Annotated in this window: 23 protein-coding genes; 13 read left to right on the top strand and 10 right to left on the bottom strand. The window is 62.5% G+C overall.

All coding sequences use genetic code 11. The features are described from left to right. Window positions 1–225: 225 nt before the first annotated feature. The 3 genes from NKI96_RS30160 (at window position 226) to NKI96_RS30150 (ending at window position 4,155) form a co-directional block, all read left to right on the top strand. Complete coding sequence (locus tag NKI96_RS30160; RefSeq protein WP_023730793.1) at window positions 226–1,542, top strand: sugar ABC transporter permease; 1,317 nt, start codon at window positions 226–228, stop codon at window positions 1,540–1,542. A gap of 12 nt (window positions 1,543–1,554) precedes the next feature. After that, window positions 1,555–2,352, top strand: a complete 798-nt coding sequence (locus tag NKI96_RS30155) for an ATP-binding cassette domain-containing protein (protein WP_023822585.1) — start codon at window positions 1,555–1,557, stop codon at window positions 2,350–2,352. Window positions 2,353–2,508: 156 nt separating this feature from the next. Further along, the gene (locus tag NKI96_RS30150; protein ID WP_023670103.1) at window positions 2,509–4,155 is read left to right on the top strand and encodes a CHASE domain-containing protein; all 1,647 of its coding nucleotides are present in this window, start codon (window positions 2,509–2,511) and stop codon (window positions 4,153–4,155) included. A 39-nt stretch (window positions 4,156–4,194) separates the two neighbouring features. Here NKI96_RS30150 and NKI96_RS30145 read toward each other — a convergent pair whose 3' ends face one another. From NKI96_RS30145 to NKI96_RS30120, 6 genes are all read right to left on the bottom strand, one after another. Next, complete coding sequence (locus NKI96_RS30145; protein ID WP_023670102.1) at window positions 4,195–4,437, bottom strand: YMGG-like glycine zipper-containing protein; 243 nt, start codon at window positions 4,435–4,437, stop codon at window positions 4,195–4,197. An 83-nt stretch (window positions 4,438–4,520) separates the two neighbouring features. After that, window positions 4,521–4,847, bottom strand: coding sequence for a hypothetical protein (locus NKI96_RS30140; RefSeq protein WP_023670101.1), 327 nt, complete (start codon window positions 4,845–4,847; stop codon window positions 4,521–4,523). A 142-nt stretch (window positions 4,848–4,989) separates the two neighbouring features. Then, window positions 4,990–5,166, bottom strand: a complete 177-nt coding sequence (locus NKI96_RS30135; RefSeq protein ID WP_023693685.1) for a hypothetical protein — start codon at window positions 5,164–5,166, stop codon at window positions 4,990–4,992. Window positions 5,167–5,294: 128 nt separating this feature from the next. Then, window positions 5,295–6,329, bottom strand: coding sequence for a sensor histidine kinase (locus tag NKI96_RS30130; protein ID WP_352807563.1), 1,035 nt, complete (start codon window positions 6,327–6,329; stop codon window positions 5,295–5,297). A gap of 160 nt (window positions 6,330–6,489) precedes the next feature. Beyond that, window positions 6,490–6,657 (bottom strand): DUF1328 domain-containing protein, encoded by a 168-nt coding sequence (locus NKI96_RS30125; RefSeq protein WP_023670098.1) that lies wholly within the window; start codon window positions 6,655–6,657, stop codon window positions 6,490–6,492. A 220-nt stretch (window positions 6,658–6,877) separates the two neighbouring features. Beyond that, window positions 6,878–7,672, bottom strand: a complete 795-nt coding sequence (locus tag NKI96_RS30120) for a response regulator (RefSeq protein ID WP_023670097.1) — start codon at window positions 7,670–7,672, stop codon at window positions 6,878–6,880. Between the two features lie 212 nt (window positions 7,673–7,884). Here NKI96_RS30120 and NKI96_RS30115 point away from each other — a divergent pair, with 212 nt between their 5' ends. Continuing rightward, complete coding sequence (locus tag NKI96_RS30115) at window positions 7,885–8,088, top strand: NepR family anti-sigma factor (protein WP_023670096.1); 204 nt, start codon at window positions 7,885–7,887, stop codon at window positions 8,086–8,088. A gap of 3 nt (window positions 8,089–8,091) precedes the next feature. Next, window positions 8,092–8,643, top strand: a complete 552-nt coding sequence (locus tag NKI96_RS30110) for a sigma-70 family RNA polymerase sigma factor (RefSeq protein ID WP_023670095.1) — start codon at window positions 8,092–8,094, stop codon at window positions 8,641–8,643. A 56-nt stretch (window positions 8,644–8,699) separates the two neighbouring features. Here NKI96_RS30110 and NKI96_RS30105 read toward each other — a convergent pair whose 3' ends face one another. Beyond that, the gene (locus tag NKI96_RS30105) at window positions 8,700–9,077 is read right to left on the bottom strand and encodes a response regulator (RefSeq protein ID WP_023693686.1); all 378 of its coding nucleotides are present in this window, start codon (window positions 9,075–9,077) and stop codon (window positions 8,700–8,702) included. Between the two features lie 280 nt (window positions 9,078–9,357). Between NKI96_RS30105 and NKI96_RS30100 the strand changes: the two genes are divergently transcribed. The 3 genes from NKI96_RS30100 to NKI96_RS30090 all read left to right on the top strand — a co-directional run bounded on the left by NKI96_RS30100 (window position 9,358) and on the right by NKI96_RS30090 (window position 11,043). Continuing rightward, window positions 9,358–10,119 carry a Crp/Fnr family transcriptional regulator gene (locus NKI96_RS30100; RefSeq protein WP_023670093.1) on the top strand — a complete coding sequence of 254 codons (762 nt, stop codon included), beginning with the start codon at window positions 9,358–9,360 and terminating at the stop codon, window positions 10,117–10,119. A 124-nt stretch (window positions 10,120–10,243) separates the two neighbouring features. Next, the gene (locus tag NKI96_RS30095; protein WP_023670092.1) at window positions 10,244–10,570 is read left to right on the top strand and encodes an ElaB/YgaM/YqjD family protein; all 327 of its coding nucleotides are present in this window, start codon (window positions 10,244–10,246) and stop codon (window positions 10,568–10,570) included. An 11-nt stretch (window positions 10,571–10,581) separates the two neighbouring features. Further along, window positions 10,582–11,043, top strand: coding sequence for a hypothetical protein (locus NKI96_RS30090; RefSeq protein ID WP_023683962.1), 462 nt, complete (start codon window positions 10,582–10,584; stop codon window positions 11,041–11,043). A 58-nt stretch (window positions 11,044–11,101) separates the two neighbouring features. Here NKI96_RS30090 and NKI96_RS30085 read toward each other — a convergent pair whose 3' ends face one another. After that, window positions 11,102–12,676, bottom strand: a complete 1,575-nt coding sequence (locus tag NKI96_RS30085) for a sensor histidine kinase (RefSeq protein ID WP_081731358.1) — start codon at window positions 12,674–12,676, stop codon at window positions 11,102–11,104. A gap of 112 nt (window positions 12,677–12,788) precedes the next feature. Here NKI96_RS30085 and NKI96_RS30080 point away from each other — a divergent pair, with 112 nt between their 5' ends. After that, window positions 12,789–13,016, top strand: a complete 228-nt coding sequence (locus NKI96_RS30080; RefSeq protein ID WP_023693688.1) for a hypothetical protein — start codon at window positions 12,789–12,791, stop codon at window positions 13,014–13,016. A 26-nt stretch (window positions 13,017–13,042) separates the two neighbouring features. On the opposite strand, the gene NKI96_RS30075 is transcribed toward NKI96_RS30080, so the two are convergent. Then, a complete protein-coding gene (locus NKI96_RS30075) occupies window positions 13,043–13,963 on the bottom strand; it encodes a diacylglycerol/lipid kinase family protein (RefSeq protein WP_023670088.1) in 921 nt (306 codons plus the stop codon). Window positions 13,964–14,221: 258 nt separating this feature from the next. Between NKI96_RS30075 and NKI96_RS30070 the strand changes: the two genes are divergently transcribed. Continuing rightward, window positions 14,222–15,526 (top strand): PRC-barrel domain-containing protein, encoded by a 1,305-nt coding sequence (locus NKI96_RS30070; RefSeq protein WP_023822578.1) that lies wholly within the window; start codon window positions 14,222–14,224, stop codon window positions 15,524–15,526. Between the two features lie 106 nt (window positions 15,527–15,632). Here NKI96_RS30070 and NKI96_RS30065 read toward each other — a convergent pair whose 3' ends face one another. Then, on the bottom strand, window positions 15,633–17,180 hold the full coding sequence (locus NKI96_RS30065; RefSeq protein WP_031198771.1) for an alkaline phosphatase family protein: 1,548 nt from the start codon (window positions 17,178–17,180) through the stop codon (window positions 15,633–15,635). A gap of 217 nt (window positions 17,181–17,397) precedes the next feature. Between NKI96_RS30065 and NKI96_RS30060 the strand changes: the two genes are divergently transcribed. The 3 genes from NKI96_RS30060 to NKI96_RS30050 are packed head-to-tail and all read left to right on the top strand — an operon-like array spanning window position 17,398 to window position 19,259. After that, window positions 17,398–18,330: a VOC family protein gene (locus tag NKI96_RS30060; protein ID WP_023724468.1), complete on the top strand. Its 933-nt coding sequence runs from the start codon at window positions 17,398–17,400 to the stop codon at window positions 18,328–18,330. A gap of 4 nt (window positions 18,331–18,334) precedes the next feature. Next, window positions 18,335–18,967: an alpha/beta hydrolase gene (locus NKI96_RS30055; RefSeq protein WP_352807560.1), complete on the top strand. Its 633-nt coding sequence runs from the start codon at window positions 18,335–18,337 to the stop codon at window positions 18,965–18,967. Continuing rightward, window positions 18,960–19,259, top strand: a complete 300-nt coding sequence (locus NKI96_RS30050) for a GNAT family N-acetyltransferase (protein ID WP_023683956.1) — start codon at window positions 18,960–18,962, stop codon at window positions 19,257–19,259. The genes NKI96_RS30055 and NKI96_RS30050 overlap by 8 nt, the downstream gene beginning before the upstream one ends. The last annotated feature ends 53 nt before the right edge of the window (window positions 19,260–19,312 follow it).

Below are 19,312 nucleotides of genomic sequence, written 5' to 3'. Positions count from 1 at the left end.
CCCCCCCCCCCCCCCCATTTTTTTTACACCCCCCCGCCCCAAACCCCTCTCGCCGGGGGGCTGGTGGGGCGGGTCTTTTTAAAAACCCCCCTCAATAAATCCGGCCCCCGGGGCGGCCCCCCCGGGGCGTTTTCTCTACGAGAATTGTGTGTTTCCGCCATCGGCGGCAAACTTCTAGGCTGTGGTCCGGCATCCGCGCCAGACGGCAAGCCGCTGGAGGACATCATGACCGACACGACCTCAAATCCGCAGGCCGATACGGCACGAGCGTCTGAACTCGGCGCGGCCGCCCGGTTCCTGAAAGCGACCGAGCTCGACACGCGCATGCTCGGCATGGTCGGCGCGCTGCTGGTCATCTGGGTCGGCATACATATCCTGTCGGGTGGGCTTTTCCTGACGCCGCGCAATCTTTGGAACCTGTCGGTGCAGACGTCCTCGGTCGCGATCATGGCGACCGGCATGGTACTGGTCATCGTCATGCGCAACATTGACCTTTCGGTGGGCTCCGTCGAAGGCGTGATCGGCATGATCATGGGCGTGGCACAGGCCGAATTCCTGATTCGCATCATCGGCCTCCAGCTTGGAAACCCCTGGCTCTGGGTCGTCGCGCTTGCCGCCGGCGTGGTGCTTGGTCTGCTGATCGGCGCGTTCCAGGGCTTCATCATCGCCTATATGCAGGTTCCGGCCTTCATCGTGACGCTTGGTGGCCTGCTGGTCTGGCGTGGCATGGCATGGCTCATCACCAGCGGGCGCACGGTCGCGCCACTCGACGCCACCTTCCAGCTGATGGGCGGCGGACCACGCGGCTCGATTGGCGCCGCTGCCAGCTGGATCGTCGGCATCGTCGCCTGCGCGGCGGTCGCCTTCGCGCTGCTCAACGGTCGCTCGCAGCGCAAGCGCTTCAGCTTTCCACTGCGCCCCGTCTGGGCCGAGACCCTGCTTGGCGTGGTCGCTTGCGCGGCCATCCTCGGCGCCGTGTGGATCGCCAATTCCTATCCATGGCCGATCGGCATCGTGCGCCAGTACGCACAGCAGAACGGCATCACCGTTCCCGAAGGCGGGCTGTTCATCGCGCATGGCATCGCCATACCGGTGCTGATGGCGGTGACTGTCGGCATCATCATGACGTTTATCACCAAGCGCACGCGTTTCGGCCGCTATGTCTTCGCCATCGGCGGCAATCCGGAGGCAGCGGAACTCGCCGGCATCAACACGCGCTGGGTGACCATGAAGGTGTTCATGATCATGGGTGTGCTGGCTACAATCAGCGCGGCGATCTCGTCGGCCCGTCTCAATGCGTCGACCAATGCGCTGGGCACGCTGGACGAGCTTTTGGTGATCGCGGCCGCTGTCATCGGCGGCACGTCGCTCGCGGGCGGCGCCGGAACGGTGATGGGCGCCATGCTCGGCGCGCTTCTGATGCAGTCGCTGCAATCCGGCATGGTGCTGCTCGGCATCGACTCGCCGCTGCAGAGCATTGTCGTTGGCGCTGTCCTGGTCATCGCCGTCTGGCTCGACACCGTCTACCGCAAGCGCGTCTAGGGAGGAACGATTATGGAAAAAACTGCTCCCACCGGTACGCCACTGATCGACATGCGCAACATCTCGATCGCGTTCGGTGGCATTCGCGCCGTCGACGATGCGTCCATCGATCTTTTCCCGGGCGAAGTGGTGGCGCTGCTTGGCCACAACGGCGCCGGTAAGTCGACGCTGATCAAGATCCTGTCGGGCGCCTACAAGCGCGATGCCGGCCAGATCTTGGTCAACGGCCAGGAGGCCTCGATCTCCAATCCGCGCGACGCCAAGAAATACGGCATCGAAACGATCTACCAGACGCTTGCGCTGGCCGACAATGTCGACGCTGCCGCCAACCTCTTCCTCGGCCGCGAACTGATGACCGCGTGGGGGACACTCGACGATGTCGCCATGGAGGCCGAGGCGCGCAAGGTGATGGGCCGGCTCAATCCGCGCTTCCAGCGCTTCAAGGAGCCGGTAATCAAGCTGTCGGGCGGCCAGCGCCAGTCGGTGGCGATCGCACGCGCCATCCTGTTCAACGCCCGCATCCTGATCATGGACGAACCGACGGCGGCGCTCGGGCCGCAGGAGACGGCGCAGGTCGGCGAACTGGTCAAGCAGCTCAAGGCCGACGGCATCGGCATTTTCCTGATCAGCCACGACATTCACGACGTGTTCGAGCTGGCCGACCGGGTCTGCGTGATGAAGAACGGCCAGGTCGTCGGCACCGCACTCACCGCCGATGTGACCCAGGACGAAGTGCTCGGCATGATCATCCTGGGAAAGTGCCCGCCCGGCGCCATTCCCGGTCCGGGTGCGCTGAAGATCGCGGCCTGAGACCACGCTATCGTCAGCTGTCATGTTCACTGATGCTCGAGATCGATAAGCCGGCTAAATATGCATGATATGCCAGCTGTCATTATGGCTTGGCCGCGCCATTGTCTTGCCGCGGCGACTTGCCCATAAAGGTCCCGAACCGTCCATGGGCCTGCGTTGAAGAAGTTTTTCCCGATCCTTGCCTTCATTGCCGTTGCACTGATCAGCCTGACGATGGCGGGCTTCGCCTATTTCGCGACCCAGGAAGCGGCGCGCATCAAGTTCGAGGCGACGGCCGACGACGCGCTCAACCGCATCGAAAGCCGTATCGATCTGCATCTGTCACTGCTGCGCTCGACGCAGGCGCTGTTCGACGCCCGCAATGGCGAGATTTCAGGTAGCGAATTCAAGGCCTTCTTCAGCGCCCTCGATGTCGACAACAATTTCGCCGGCCTGCGCGGCATCGGCTATCTCAGGCTGGCCAAGACCGGTGACGAAGCGGCGGTCGAGCGCGACATGTTGCGCGACCGCGGCGCCGCCCACACGGTCTATCCGGACACGACACAGCCATGGCGCACGCCCGTCGTGCTGTTCGAGCCGCTCGACCCTGCCAACGAATCCACCATCGGCTACGACATGTTCACCGAGCCGGTGCGGCGCGAGGCGATCGAAAAAGCGATGGCCGATGACGCACAGCACGCAAGCGGTCTGGTCCAGCTCGGCCAGGACACGGGCGCGGCGCAGACCTTTACCGGTTTCCTGGTCTTCGTCAGGCTCAATGTCGAAACCGCGCCGGATGGTATCAACGCGTCCAGATCATCGACATCAGGCCTTCTCTACGCGGCCTTCCGCGCCCGCGACCTGTTCCAGACCGCGCTCAGCCGCACGCCTTTGCTGCCGGTCAACACCGCGGTCTATGACGGCACGGCCGACGCCGACAATCTTCTGTTCCAGTCGGAGACGCCGCCGGTTGCGAGCTTTGGCGACAGGCTGTTGGTGACGCGCAAGATCATCGTCGCCGGTCGGCCGTGGACGGTGCTGTTTCGGCCGACAAGTGCATTTTCGCAACCGTCCTCGCGCGCCATTCCGGTCATGCTCGGGCTGTTCGGCCTGCTTCTGGCCGGGGCCATCGCGTTGGTGGCGCGCTACCAGGAGCGCGCCTACGACGCCAAGTCGCTGCTGCATGAAACGACGGAAAAAAGCCTGCTCGAAAAGGATTTGATGCTGCAGGAGATGAAGCATCGGATCAAGAATTCGATCACGCGGGTGCTGGCGATTGCGCGCCAGACGGCAGCGCAAGCAACCGACGTGAAGGAGTTCTCAACTTCCTTCTCAGCCCGCCTGCAGGCAATGGCGGCTTCCCAGGATATGCTGACGCGTTCGCGCTGGCAGAAGGCCGATCTTGGCGACCTGCTGCGCATCGAGCTCGGCCAGGTGTTCGGCAAGGAGCTTCCGGAAGGGATATTGTCAGGGCCTCAGGTGCTGCTCGACGAGAGGACGACGCAGGCGCTTGGCCTGACCTTTCACGAACTGGCGACGAATGCGCTGAAATATGGCGAGGCCGGCAATTCCGTGGGTGCGCTCAAGGTCGACTGGTCGTTCGAGGGGCGCGGGTCCGAGCGGATGCTGGTTCTGAACTGGCGCGAGGCCGGGCAGAAGGAACTCGAAGCGCCGGCGAAGACCGGCTTCGGCACCAAGCTGATCGACCTCAATGTCACGCGCGAATTGCGCGGCACGATTGCCCGAGATTTTCGCATCGATGGGCTTACGGTGGAAATCAGGATCCCGCAGCCTGATGCAGTCAAACAAACGGAGACCGGCTGACCGGTCTCCGTCGCGATTGTCTGACGCTTTTGAAGCGGATCAGCAGCGAGCGGTGTAGAGCCGGCCGCGATTGTCGCGATACTGGCAATAGCCGTTGCGCAGGTTGCGCACCAGCAGGCCGGAACCGGCGCCAACGGCTGCGCCGATCAGCGCACCCTTGCCGCCGCCAATCAGTCCGCCGGCCAAAGCACCGACACCGGCGCCGACACCGACATCCTGCTCGGTCGTGCTGCAGCCGCTGACGGCGACCACCGCAACCATGGCAATAATCAATTTCCGCATGGAATCTCTCCTCACTTTTGTCCTCACTTTAGTAAGCTCCAGCCGCTATTTAGCACGAAACAGCAGCCTTTGCCCGCTCGATCTTATTGTTGGCTAAGAGAGTCTTTTTCGCGGCGCGTGGCGTTCGACGCGACCACGACACTGGAAATCTGCAAAGACGCGTCGAGGGTGCCGTCCGGGCGCACGTTCCAGACGATCTGGTCGTAATCATCCTCCAGCGCGGGGTCGACCGTAAGACATTTGGCAACGACGTGCTCGGCCTGACCCTGCACGTCGCCGGCAGCGAATGGACGTTCTGCCGTGCATGCTTCGGCGGTTTCGAAAACACTGACCGGCACCGGCAGTTCACGGCATTCGGTCATGTTGTTCGAACAGCCAATTACCAGAAGCAAAGCGGCGATGTGTTCCACGGCGACACGTCCTCTCGCCATAAGAACGGTCCACAGCCGTCAAAGTTCCTGTGCCGAAAGGGGCGTTAATAATTGGTCGGCTACGAGCTGGACAGTTTCTGAGCCAGGCTGCTTGGGAGCAGCGTGAACCTGAGCATCTGGCTCAGACCAATTGCGACGCCACGATCAGCACAACAGCGGCGACGAGCGCGACAGCGGCGAAGCGAAGCAAGGGGTGCCAGGCGTGCTGCAAAGGCGAGGCTGAAGCATCAGGATCCTGAAAGCCGCTCATCGAGACCCGCGCGGCCTGCTCCAGCCTGTTCATATCGGCCACCGTCATGATCATTCCTCCCATACTTGCGTTGCAGGCCGCGGCCGAACATCGGTTGAATCGGTCAAGATCCAGCAATCTCTGGGAACCACAGCATCGGATTTTATGGTGAACAGCCGGTTAAGGAATCCCGCCGCTCATTCGGTTTCGAAATTGCCGTGCGGAACCACCAGGCGATATTCGAGGCGGTCACTGGTGATCTCCAGCGTCGCCGTGCCGTTCAGCGATGCCGGCACGACACGTTCGAGGGCAACGCTGCCGAAGCGTTTCTCGGTGCGTCTGTTATCATTGGCGACAATGGCCTCGACCCAAGTCAGCGACAAAGCCGGCTTGTCGGCGGCCTCTGCGACGTTCGACAGATCGGCGGTTACCTCGACAAAGCCGTCCGGCCGCGCCAGGGCGCCGTAGCTGAATGAATTGACGGCGAGTTCGTGCATTGCCAGTCCGATATGAATGGCGGCGTTGGGATTGAGGTAGGGGTTGACGCCATTGAAGCGCAGGCTCTGCGCGGGATCGGCGCCGTAGCGAACGACCTGGCCGCGGATAAGCTCGCGAAGTGCTGCACCCCGCCAGTTCGACGACGTTACCAGATCCTGGGAGGAAGCCAGTGACTGCAGGCGGCCGCGAAAGCGCTTCAGGAAATCGTCGGGTGTCTCGGAATAGCGGCCGGTCTGGGTGGCAATACTCTGGATGATGGCCAACAGGTTCTTGGAGCGGTGGCTGACTTCGCGCAACAGCGTCTTCAGCGTCTGTTCGCGGCGTTTCTGCTCGGTGGTTTCCACCATCGTGGTGACGACGCCCTGCACGTCGCCGCGATGGCCCCGATCGGCATCGACCCATACCTGGAACCAGCGCATGCCATCACCGGTGGGAACACTCAGTTCAAGGCGTTCCGGATTGCCGGAAGCGATCACATTGCTTTTGGCGGCGGCGATTTGCTCAGCTTGCGCCGGTGGCAACGCGCCGTTGCTGTCGGCTGTGTCGGAAACCCACGGCGCACGCATGTTGCGGGCCCATACAGTCTTCAATTCACGATCCTGATAGAGGACGGAAATGCCGGCATTGTGCAGAGCGTGAAGCAAGGCCCGGCCAAGCTTCATTCCGCTTTCAGCCGGGTGCAGTGCGATCACCTCGTCGCCCTGTCCGCTCTCGCCTCCGCCAATGGAACGCATCAATCACCTGTCCACCTGATCAGGACCGAACGATTCACTTGGACTCAGTTCCTGAGTAGGTCCCCAGAAAAGGTCCGCCGGACGATGTCCCGTTGGAGGACATCGCCCGGCGGTGGCTGGAAACCGTTTGAGGGGTGCGGCTTCCAGTGTTCGCCCGCTCCTACGATGCCCGTCTGAACAGGCCGGCCAGAAGCGAGATGACGAGGAAGGCGAGAAAGATGAAGAACAATATTTGCGCGATACCGGCCGAGGTACCGGCGATGCCGCCGAAACCAAGCGCGCCGGCGATGATCGCCACGACGAGAAATACGAGCGCCCAGTAGAGCATGATCTGTCTCCTTCCGATACTGAATCAAGAACGTGAGTGATTGCTGTTTGTTCCACCATTTGCCGAAAAAGAAGGTCTTTGGAAGTGGCCCGGATGCGAATTGATTCACGCGCGTGCGCCCCATACGGAGCGACGGGCAGCCGCCGATCGCCGGGCTAGGCGATCGCCAGTGCCGGCAACGCTGCGAGGCGGCGAAAAGTTGGAGATTGAAGGCCCTACTTCACGCGGCGGCCTTGGCCTGCCGGTCGAAGAACAGCGCTTGGCTGATCAGCGCCTTGACCATGTCGGGATTGAACGGCTTGGTGACGAGGAAGGCCGGTTCAGGCCGCTCGCCGGTCAGCAGACGTTCGGGGAAGGCGGTGATGAAGATTACCGGCACCGAAGTCGACGACAGGATTTCGTTGACCGCATCGATACCCGAGCTGCCATCGGCAAGCTGAATGTCGGCCAGCACCATCTTCGGCCTTGTCTTGCCGAACATCGCCACCGCCTCGGTATGGGTGCGCGCGGTTCCGACCACGTGGTGGCCGAGGCTCTCGACCATTTCCTCGATGTCCATGGCGATCAGCGGCTCGTCCTCGATGATCAGCACATCGGTCGCCACCTGGCGAGAGATCTCGTTGCTCGCCTGGGCAAGCAGTTCGGAGAATTCCTTGGCGTCGACATCGAGAATTTCAGCTGCCTCGTCTTCACCGAAGCCTTCGACCGCGACCAGCAGGAAAGCCTGGCGTGGCCGTGGCGCAATGGCGTTCAGATTGGCGGCGGCGCGCTGCTCCCATGCCGATTGTGCCTGCTCCTGCGGAACGCGGATGGCAATGGAGGTGAACAGTTTGGCGAATACCTTGTAGAGCGCGATGCGGTCGCTTGACGCTTGCGGGAAGATGTCGACGTCGGCGATGATGGCTTCGAGCATCGCGGCGACCAGCGCATCGCCACTCTCCTGCGATCCGGATACGGCGCGTGAAAAGCGGCGCAGGAACGGCAGGTGCGGAGCGATGGTTGCGGAAAGGCTCATGGTAGACGTCTCCCTCAGATGACGTGATTGCATAGATTGCAGGTCAAGCTGATTGCAAGCCCCAACACCCAAACGCGGGTTTTGCGAAAAAGTTCCGAGACTTGTGGAACGAAACCGTACGGGCGACGTTTGTGGTGCGATGGGCAACCAGACGAGGGGGCCGCTTTGCGTTGTGTAATGGGGCGGCTCGGGGCGCTGGATTTAAGGGCGAAATGAAGGACATGAATAAAGAAACGCTGGCTGGCGCCGCTGACAGGCGCCGGGCCAATTCCGGCGACCCGCTCGGGGCGAATTCGGAAATCGGCCGCAAACTCAAACAATATTATGACGAGCTGGTCTCGGACAATGTGCCGGATCGCTTTGCCCAGTTGCTCAGCCAATTGGAAAAGGCCGAACCTGCACAGAAGAAGGACTGAGGCATGGCAGCTGTCTCACAAGGGTTCAAGACCGACCTGCTCGGCTCGATCCCGAGCCTGCGGGCTTTTGCCGTGTCGCTGACGCAGAATGCCGACAAGGCCGACGATCTGGTGCAGGAGACGCTGGTCAAGGCTTGGGACAAGCATGAGAGCTTTCAGCCCGGCACCAATCTCAAGGCATGGCTGTTCACCATCCTGCGCAACGAGTTCTATTCCCAGATGCGCAAGCGCGGCCGCGAGGTGCAGGACAGCGACGGCATCATGACGGCCAGGCTTGCCGTTCATCCGGCTCAGCACGGCCAGCTTGACCTCAAGGATTTCCGCGGCGCGCTCGAGCAACTCCCCGAGGACCAGCGCGAAGCCATCATCCTCATCGGCGCTTCAGGCTTTTCCTATGAAGAGGCCGCCGAAATCTGCGGCTGTGCGGTCGGAACGATCAAGAGCCGGGTCAGCCGGGCCCGCACGCGGTTGCAGGAGATCCTCAAAATCTCCGGCGAAGACGAATACGGGCCGGACGCGATCTCGTCCCAGGTGACGGGTTCAAACGCTGCCTGACGGCGGAGGCCCCGTTTGCGGGCCTGGGCTCTCTACACATACGCATCGAAGATATCTCAGACTGGCGCGCGGCCGCAGGCCGCCGCCAGAGCCTCGACGAGATCGGTCCCCGAATAAGGCTTGGTGACCAGGCGGATGCCGGGAAAGGACCCTTTGATCTCATCGGGGTCCGAATAGCCGGAGGCAAAGACAAACGGCAGGCCCGATTGGCGCAGCCGCGCGGCGAAATCGAGTGTGGACGTTCCGCCCAGCATGAGGTCCACGATAGCGGCGTCGAACTCGCCAACGACCTTCTGCTCATCGATCTCGGCCAGAGCGCGGGCAATCACTACGTCGCTCGCGCCATGGTCGCGGCAAAGCTGCTCGACATCCATGGCGATCAGGAATTCATCCTCCAAGACAAGAATTCGCAATCCCTCAAGCAATGGCGGCACTTGGCAATCTCTCCTCAATTCTTGCAGCATCGGGTACAGTGACTCCAGTCAACCGCATCGCGGACCTTGGGGGGATCGGTCAGGCCTTAATCCGAAAAGTTCGCCCACCGGCTCTACTCCACAAGCGAGCTTCGAATTCGCCTCAATGGAGTGTAGCGAGTCATGATCGCTATTTGCCATCCTGTCATTTAAAAAAGACATGCCATCGGCAGCGGAACCGCAGCCTTGCAAAGGCGTAGCACTCAGTCTCTGGCAAGAGACTTTCGAAAGAGGGATCGAAATGTCGGGCCAGAACGGTCGCTCGTTTTCCAGCCGTCAGTACCCATGCGAGATATGCCCGCTTCGGCCATTGCCGGTGTTCCGGGAATTCGAGAAGCAGGAGCTTGCCTATGTCAGCATGTTCAAGAAGGGCGAACTGGCCGTCGACAAGGGCGCCACAGTGCTGGTCGAAGGCAGCCAAAGTGCTCATCTCTACACCGTGCTTTCGGGCTGGGCCTTCCGCTACAAACTATTGTCGGACGGCAGGCGCCAGATCCTGAACTACTCCATGCCCGGCGATCTTATCGGGCTGCAGGGCAGCCTGATGGGCGAAATGCAGCACTCGGTCGAGGCGCTGTCGCCCATGCTGTTGTGCGTCTTCGAGCGTGAAAACCTGCACGAGCTCTACCGCAACCATCCGGGCCTTGCTTACGACATTACCTGGCTGGCGTCGCGCGAGGAGCGCATGCTGGACGAGAACCTGCTCAGCGTCGGTCGGCGCACGGCGGTCGAGCGCACCGCCTATCTCATAGCCTTCATCGCCAGCCGCGCGGCGGCAGTCGGGCTCAACGGCAAGGCGCCGGTGCAAATCCCGATTACCCAGCAGCATGTCGCCGATACGCTCGGCCTGTCGCTGGTCCACACCAACAAGACGATCCGCAAGCTCATCGATCGCAAGCTGATCGCCTGGCGCGACGGCGGTTGCGAAGTGATCGACGGGGAGGGGCTGAAGGATCTCGCGCGCTGGGAGGGCCTAAGCGAAGGCCGTCGGCCGCTGATCTGACAGGCAGGCCTCCATCTGGGGCTGGACTCGCACTTGCAAACACCCTTTCATGGATACGGTTTCCGATTTCGGAACCATGACGTGTGTCGGGCGTTTGAAGCCAAGCAAACGCAAGGAGTTTAGAATGGCAACTGCCGCAGGAAAAACCGCCAACGAAAGTCAGACGAACGCCGACCTGGAAGCCGACATTCGGCAGTTGAAGGCGGATATCGAAAAGTTGACCAAGCAATTGGCCAAGACCGGCGAACATGGTTACGGCACGGCGCGGCGCGCTGCTGCCGAAGGCGTCGACCAGTTGCGCGCGCAGGGCGAAGCCGTCTTCGACAGCCTGCGTGGCAACGCCAAGGATCTTGAGGCCCAGATCACGGCCAATGTGCGCGAGAAGCCGGTCACTTCACTGGCGATCGCGGCCGGCGTCGGCTTCCTGTTTGCGCTTCTTGCCCGGCGCTAGTTTCGACAGAGATGGGCATGCTGGCACCGCTTATCTCGGCCTTGGCCTCGGGTGAAGCCATTGCCGCCATGCGCCGCGCGCGCACGGCGGCAATCGTCTACGGGCTCGCCGCCGTGGCTGCCCTGTGCGGCCTCGGGTTTCTCCTGGGGGCGGCCTACATCTGGGCGGCTGACCGTTATGGCTCGATGGCCGCCTGTCTTGGCTTCGCCGCTGGTTTCCTGGTACTGGCCGGGCTTATCGTGCTCATTCATCAACTTGCGGCTGGAACGCGTGCACGCCGACGTGCGCGAAGGCGCAATGCCGACCTGAAGGCGCTCGGTATCACCGCGGCGCTTGCCGTGCTGCCGGCCTTGCTCAAGGGGAAAGGCGGGAAGGGCGTCATTCTCGGCCCGATGATCGCGCTCGCGGCCTATGCCATCTACCGCGAGAACGTCAAACCGGATCCGGGCGATCCAGACAGCGAAGCCGACTAAAGCGCGTCGCGCTGATACGCTGTTCCCGGGAAAACCGCTTCGCACTTCTGAAATTGCTTTAAGCCGGCAGATCTTCAAGCGGCATCGATATTTCGGCGAACACGCCTTCGGCGCGGAATTCGTGGGTCACTTCGCTCGACAAAACCTTGGCGAGGCTGCGGCGGATCAGGATAGAGCCGAAGCCCTGGCGTTCCGGCGGGTCGACTTTCGGCCCACCGCTTTCGCTCCAGGTCAGCACAAGGCGGCGCGCGCCTTTCTTGCCCGCCGCCTTCCAGTCGACATCGACCTTCCCCGAGCCAACCGACAGCGATCCGTATTGCAGCGCGTTGCTGGCCAGTTCGTGCATGATCAAACCGAGCCCCACCGCCTGGTCGGGCGAAAGCAGCAGATCCGGACCGGAGATCACGATGCGCGGCCGTTCTGCCGAATCGAACGGCTTGACCTCGATCTGCATCAGTTCGCGAATACCGATGCCGCGCCATTCGCGATCCGACAGCAGGTTATGGGCAGCGCCCAGCGCCTGCAGCCTGGCGCCGAAGGCTTCCAGGAATTCGCTTGGGCGGCGAGCGTGGCGAACGGTCTGCGTCGCCAGCGCCTGCACCGTCGCCAGCGTGTTCTTGACCCGATGGTTGAGCTCGCGCAGCAGCAGCCTTTGCCGGTCCTCGCCGAGCTTGCGTTCCGAGATGTCGTAGTTGACGCCAAAGATCAGCGTCGGCTTGCCTTCGCCGTCGCGCTCGATGACGCGGCCGCGGGTGACTATCCAGCGCGGCGGATCGAAGCCTTTGACCCGGTATTCGCCGAAATAGTCGTCGCTGCCGGTCAGGGCATCGCGAAAGCGCGTCTCGGTCTGGTAGACGTCGCGCGGGTCGATGGCGGCCAGAATGTCGCGCGCCCGCAGCCGGTTCGAACGCGGCAGGTTGAACAGCTCCGACAAACGCACATCGCATTCGATCATGTCGGTGCGGATATCCCAGGCCCAACTGGCGAGCGAGGCGGCATCGAGCGCTATGGCTCGGCGCTTTTCCTCCTGCGCCAAAGCAGCCGTGGCAATGGCGCCGCTGCGGGTGGCGTCCTTGAGGGTAAACAGGCTGGCGGCGAGGCTGGCCAGCGATTTCAAATGATCGAGCGCGGCAGCGGACGGAAATTCATGCGGCTCCCGGTCGAGTACGCACACCGTACCGACGCGCGCGCCGGCGACCACCATCGGCGCGCCGACATAAAAGCGGACATGGTGTTCGCCGGTGACCAGCGGGTTGCGGGAGAAGCGAGGGTCGATGCTGGCATCCGGCACCACCATGGGCTCGTCGCCGGCGGCAATGGTATGGGCGCAGAACGATATGTCGGTCGCGGTTTCGGTCTCGTTGAAGCCGACACAGGATTTGAACCACTGTCGTTCGGTGTCGAGCAGCGTGACGAGCGCGATCGGCGCCTGCATCACGGCTGCGGCAAGGCCGGTGATGCGATCGAAGTCGGGATCGGAGTCGGTGTCGATCGCGTCAAGCCTATGCAGTACGGCAACCCGCTCCGGCGCCGCCACGGCGCGGCGGACCTCAACCGGCAAACCAGCCTGCTTCGCCACCTTGCTATCCACCAAGCCCCCTCGCTTGCAGGCCCCACCTGCGGTGGCGCGCATCTCGCGCGGCCGTCGCGCGCCGGAACTTTTGTAGCAAGCAATCGTTACCCCACCATGTTTCGCCGGCGATGGTTTTATCCACCATCCCGGTTGCGCGATAGGAACGCCGCCGATGACCAAGATCGCCCCTGAAAACAAAGCCCGTCAGGGGCGCTGGGGTTGGCACGGCCTGCGCATATTGGTCGCCGCGTTGCTCCTGGCTTTCATTGCTTGGGGAGCGGCCGAGATTTATGGCCAAAAGATCGATCCAGATACCCCTGAAAGCCAGGGGCAGCCCACCGGCCAGACCGCGCCGGCCGACCAGAGCGCGCCAGCCGGCGAGGGGCAGTCGGGCGGCTAGGGTTTTCCGCGTCATTCGTAATCGCATCAGGCGGCCTTCGCCTGGGCGGCTTGCGCCGGAACCAGGACGTTCAGTGCGCCAGGGTGGATCTGGATTGTCGTTTCACGCTCCAGCTTGACCAGTTCGCCGTCGATGACGGCACCGAATTTCTTGCTCCCTGTATGGATTTTCACGATTGCCTTGTCGGCCTGATGGGTTTCGACATGATCGCTGTCGCGCCACCTGCCGCGAGCCATGTCGAAGAGCGCCCTGACCAGCTCGCCACGCTGCCGCGCCACGGTGACATAGATGCCGAGCACGCCGCCGGCAGGATTGTCGGCATAAGGCAGATGGCCTTCGCCAAACAGATTGTTGGAAATGCCGATGCCGCTGATGCGGGTCACGATCTCGGCTTCGCCGACCGTCAATGTCACCTTCATGGCGGGAGGATTGTTGATCGTCGTCCAAGCGGCCTTGGCCGAAGCGCGAATCTTTCCCAGGCGCGAGGCGAATTCCATATTGTCGCGCAGCTTCACCATCCTGGCGTGCAGTCCGATCGAAAACTGATGCACGAACGGCCGGCCATTCGCGCTCGCGATATCGACCGCCATGATCTCGCCGTCGGCAAAGGACTTCAGCGCGCCATCGATGGTCTGCGGAATTCCAAGGCCGCGGGCGAACAGGTTCATTGTTCCTGCAGGCAGGACGGCCAGCGCCTTCTTGCCATTCATCAGCCGCCCCGCGGCGGCCGAAATGGTGCCGTCGCCGCCACCGGCCAGCACGACGTCGATGTCGCGCCGCGCGGCGACCTTGTCGAGCGCCGCGACAATCTCCTTGCCGGCGACGATGTCGATCTCGATGGAGTGACCAGCCGCCTCGAGCGTCTGGCGCATCCGGTCGGTTAGCGCTGAAAGATCGGTGGTCCGCAAGGTGCCGCCGTCCCGGTTCAGCACCGCTGCAAATCGCATGCCCCACTCCGTATTCTTTTTAGCGGCCGGAATGCCAGCCGCAGGCTGAAACGGGCAAGCTTGGCAAAGGTTCCATCGGCCGGGCGGGAATGTCGGGCGATTCCGCGGACTTGCCCAGGGTATTTCGATGCTCCCGTTTTTTCGGAACAAGCGCCTTGTCACAACGTTGTGATCCCATTGGAGGCGCCGCCTTCGGTCTCCCGGCAAGTGGTTTGCCGATTGCGGCGCGCATGAGATCACGCAAGAGGAGACTTAATCATGATCCGCACACTGTTCGCGACGACTGCACTCGCAACGCTGATCGCTACCGGTGCGTTTGCGCAGTCAACGACGGCCCCGGCGACGACCCCAGCGCCGGCTGAAGCCCCTGCTACCATCGCGCCGGCGCCGCAACAGGCCGACGGCGCGCTGATGACCAATATCATCGGCGAGTCCGTGTACAATGGCACTGGCGACGATGCGCAGAAGATCGGTGACGTCAGCGACGTCGTCCTCGATGAAAACGGCCAGGCGAAATCCGCCATTATCGGCGTTGGCGGCTTCCTCGGCATAGGCAGCAAGAACGTCGCCTTCGACTACGGCAAGTTGCAATGGGTCGAGAGGAATGGTGACCGCTGGCTCGTCGCCGAGACGACGAAAAAAGCGTTGACGGCGCTGCCCGACTTCGACCGTAAGCCCTACGATCCGGCCCCGGCGCCTGCTTCCACGGCGCAGAACGACCCGCAGAAGCCGGTTGATCTCAACGCCGCGCCGTCAGAACCGGCGGTGAAACGCGCTGACGGCAATCTCGCAACCAACATCATCGGCGAGAATGTCTACAATGGCACTGGCGACGATGCCCAGAATATCGGTGACGTCAACGACATCGTGCTGACCAAGGATGGCAAGGCGCAGTCGCTGGTGATCGGCGTCGGCGGCTTCCTCGGCATGGGTGAAAAGAATGTCACCTATGATTTCGCCAAGGCGCAGTGGGCCGAAAAGAACGGCGATCGCTGGCTGGTGGCGCAGACGACCAAGGAGGAACTGCAGGCGCAGCCTGATTTCGACCGCAAGCCGTATGATCCGGCGCCGGTGACGACAACCTCCGACGCAACGCAGCCGACTGCTCCCGCTGCCCCGACGGCCGTTGCACCGGCTGACAATGCTCAGCCAGCGGACAAGACCGCGGAAGCTCCGGCCGGCACAAAGGCTACCGATCCGACGCAAACGGCAGCGATCGACAAGTCCACACTGACCGAAATGCCGGTCGGTAACATTAGAGGCGACGACCTGAAGGGCACCACCGTCTATGGCGCCAACGACGCCAAGGTCGGCGAGATCGGCGACGTCGTGCTCACGCCCGACAGCAAGCCGGATGCCGTCATCATCGATGTCGGCGGCTTTCTAGGCATCGGCGCCAAGGAGGTCGCGGTCGGCATGGACAAGCTCAAGTTCATGACCGACAAGGACGGCAACAAATATCTCTACACCAACTTCACCAAGGAGCAGCTGCAGGCGCAGGCCGCGTATGACAAGGGCAGCTATGCCGAGAAGCGCGACCAGCAGCGGATGATGGTACAGTAAGGGAATAGGCAGTAGGGATTAGGCAGTAGGCGAAAAACCAAGCGACTAGGCATCAGGCCGCCGGAAACATTCTGCTGCCTGCTGCCTGCTGCTTGCTGCCTGCTGCCTACTGCCTGCCCACATACCCCACCACCCCCTGGCCCGTCAGCTCTGCAAGCGCCAGCGACTGGTCGAGATGCTCGGCGCGCCAGGCAAGCAGCCGCTCGGCAAATTCAAGCCGCACGCTGAGATAGGCCGGGTCGGCGGCAACGTTGGCCAGTTCGCCCGGATCCTTCTGCATGTCGAAGAGCAGCGGCGGCAGGCCGCCGCCGAAATGCACGTATTTGAATTTTTCCGTACGGATGACGGCGAGGTTGCACTGGCGCGAGCCGATGCCGAAATGCCGTTCGGCCTCACCGCTGGCAATCGAGCGGAAGTCGAACTCCCAATGCGCCGCGTCGCGCCAATCCTTAGGCGGTTCATCTTGCAGGAACGGTTTTAGCGAGCGGCCGTCGAGATGCAGCTGGGCGTCGGCGTCCAGCAGATCGAGCAAGGTCGGGAAGATGTCGACGGCCTCGGTGAAGTGGTTGACGGTCGAGCCGGCTGCATTGCCGTGACGCGGGTCGCGCACGATCAATGGGATGTGATAGCTGCCGTCGAAGAAGCCGCCTTTGCCCAGCATGAAATGGTCGCCCATCATCTCGGCGTGGTCCGAAGTCAGCACGATGATGGTGTCATCCCATGCATTCGCCGTCTTGATCGCTTGCCAGATGCGGCCAAGCTGCGCGTCGACCTCCGAGATCATACCGTAATAGATCGCGCGGATGGCCCGGATGTTGTCGTCGCCCCAGTCGCGCACGTGGCCGTTGGTGCCGGGGCGGAAGCTTCTCCGCTTCTGGCGACCAAGGTCGTAAGCCAGATAGGGATGCCTTTGCGCCTCTGCCTGCCAAGTCTCGACATGGCGGAAGGGCGGTCCGTCCGCCGGATCATACAGCGTGTTGTAGGGCTGCGGTACGACAAAGGGCGGATGCGGGCTGATGAAGGAGACATGCGCGAACCATGGCGAATCCTGTTCGTCCAGCCAGCGAATGAATTCGCCGGCAAGAAAAGCGGTCGGCGTCTCGTCCCTGGAATAGACAGGCGGCGCGCTGGTCACGGCGTCGCCCGCTTCCCCGCCCACGGGGCGGTGAATGCCGGGAGAGCCCGCGCTGGTGTCGACGCTACGTGCCTTCAGCCATGACAGCCATGGTTTCTGATGCTCAGGCAGGAACTGGCGAACGCTGAAGCCGGGCAGCACGCCCTCATAGCTTTTCAGCCGGGGATCGCCCGGCGCCATCGTGCGCGGATCGGGCGAGACGTCGGTGTAGCCGAACAAAGTCGGATCATAGCCGAGGGCGCGGGCCGAAAGCGCCATGTTGCCGTGGCGGGCGTCGAGCGGCGTGCCGTTGCGGCAGACGCGATTGTTCATCTGGTAGAGGCCGGTGTAGAGGCACGCGCGGGCCGGCGAGCAGGGCGCCGCGCCGCCGTAATGCCGCATGAAAAGGACGCCTTCGGCGGCGAGCGCATCGGCATTCGGCGTCTTCACCACGGCATGGCCGGCAGCCGACAGGCAATCGCCCCGCCATTGGTCGCAGGAGATCAATAGGATGTTCGGGCGTCTGCTTTTCGCGGCCAATGCTCTATCCTGTCACGTCGGGAAGACGTTCAATGAACCGGAATTTGGCGGCAGCGCAAGCCTGTCAGTCTTGCTTAAATGGTGAACGAAAATTTCTTGCTGTTCACTATTGGGATACAGTCCATTCTGAGTTTGCCGCCTTTGCCATTGCCAGGCGGCCACTCATATAGACGTGGACAGCGGCAAGAGCCGCAAACCGAAGGGAAGGAGCAAGACAATGCTCGACCAGATCAAGGGCCTGCATCACGTGACGTCGATGGCCGGCGATGCGCGCCAGAACAATAATTTCTTCACGCACAAGCTCGGCCTGCGCCGGGTCAAGAAGACCGTCAACTTCGACGCGCCAGATGTCTATCACCTCTATTATGGTGACGAGCACGGTACGCCCGGCTCGGTGATGACCTATTTTCCGTTCCCGGACATTGCCAGGGGCCGCCACGGCGTCGGCGAGGTCGGTACCACGGCCTATTCGGTGCCGGCCGGCACGCTCGGCTATTGGGAAAAGCGCTTCGCCGATGAAGGCGTTGCGGGTGTCTCCCGCGAAGAGACGTTCGGCGAGAAGCGGCTGGCCTTCGCCGGTCCCGACGGCGACGGTTTCGCGCTGGTCGAAGACAAGGCGGACAGCCGCGCGCCATGGTTGAAAGGCGGCATTCCCGCTGATGAGGCGATACGCGGCTTCCACTCGGTCTCGCTCAGATTGAAGGATGGTGGCGCCACGGAAGAGCTGTTGAAGTTCATGGGCTATGAGCAAGTGGACAAGTCCGGCAGTGTCAGCCGGCTCGCCATCAAGAACGGCAACGGCGCTGATGTCGTAGATATCGAATCGCTGCCTACCGCGGGCTTTGCCAATCTCGGCGCCGGCTCGGTCCACCATGTCGCCTTCGCGGTGGAGAACCGCGCCCAGCAACTCGAAGTGCGCAAGGCGCTGATCGATACGGGTTATGGCGTAACGCCGGTGATCGACCGCGACTATTTCTGGGCGATCTACTTCCGAACGCCGGGCGGCGTGCTGTTCGAAGTCGCTACCAATGAGCCGGGCTTCGACCGCGACGAGGACACCGCCCATCTCGGCGAAGCCCTGAAACTGCCGACGCAGCACCAGCATCTGCGGCCATATCTTGAAGAGCATCTGCAGAAGCTGGAAGGCTGAGACGATGAGCAAGGAAGCTTACATCCATAAGGCGCTGCCGGGTTCGCCCGGCGGCCCGCTGCTCTTCGTCTTTCACGGCACCGGCGCGGACGAGAGCCAGCTGCTGTCGCTCGGGCGCGACCTCGCGCCACAGGCGACGATCGTATCGCCGCGCGGCGATGTTTCCGAGCATGGTGCGTCGCGTTTCTTCCGCCGCACCGGCGAGGGCGTCTACGATATGGACGACCTCGCGCGGGCGACCGCCAAGATGGCCGGTTTCATCAAGGCGCAGGTGATAGCGGCAAGGCCATCTTCGGTCTTGGGTCTCGGCTATTCCAACGGCGCCAACATCCTGGCGTCCGTAATGTTCGCCGCGCCCGAGCTGTTCGATGCGGCGGTGCTGATGCACCCGCTGATCCCGTTCGAACCGCAGGTGCAGGGCAGCCTTGCCGGACGCCGCATCCTGGTCACCGCCGGCAAGCGCGACCCGATCTGCCCGCCCAACCTGACATCCCGGCTGGAGGCCTATTTGCGCGCCGATGGCGCCGATGTCACAGTGGAGTGGCACGATGGCGGCCACCAAATTCGACCAAACGAGATCGAAGCGGCGAGGCGGCTTTTTGCCGATGCGCCGGTTGAAGGAGCAAGCGATGCCTGACGAATTGCCTGAGATCGAACTCGAGGACCGCGGCTCGAAGGGACGTTATGTCCTGCGCGGGCCCGGTGGCGCCGAGGCGGAAATGACCTTCACCAAGGTCGGCGAGCACCAGATCATCATCGATCACACCGAAGTGCCGGACGTGTTTCGCGGCCAGGGCGCCGGCCTTCGGCTTGTCACACGCGCCGTCGAGGATGCGCGGGCAGTGGGCAAGAAGATCATCCCGCTCTGCCCCTTCGCCAACGCCCAGTTCCGCCGCCATCCGGAATGGGCGGATGTGCTGAAGCAATAGACCTTTTTCCCTTCTCCCCTTGTGGGGTGAGCAGCCGGTTTGCCGAAGGCGAA

The organism is Mesorhizobium sp. M0292 (genome assembly GCF_040321695.1).
Lineage (GTDB): Bacteria > Pseudomonadota > Alphaproteobacteria > Rhizobiales > Rhizobiaceae > Mesorhizobium.
Note: the sequence above shows the minus strand (reverse complement) of the source record. Positions and strands in the feature narration are given on the sequence as shown.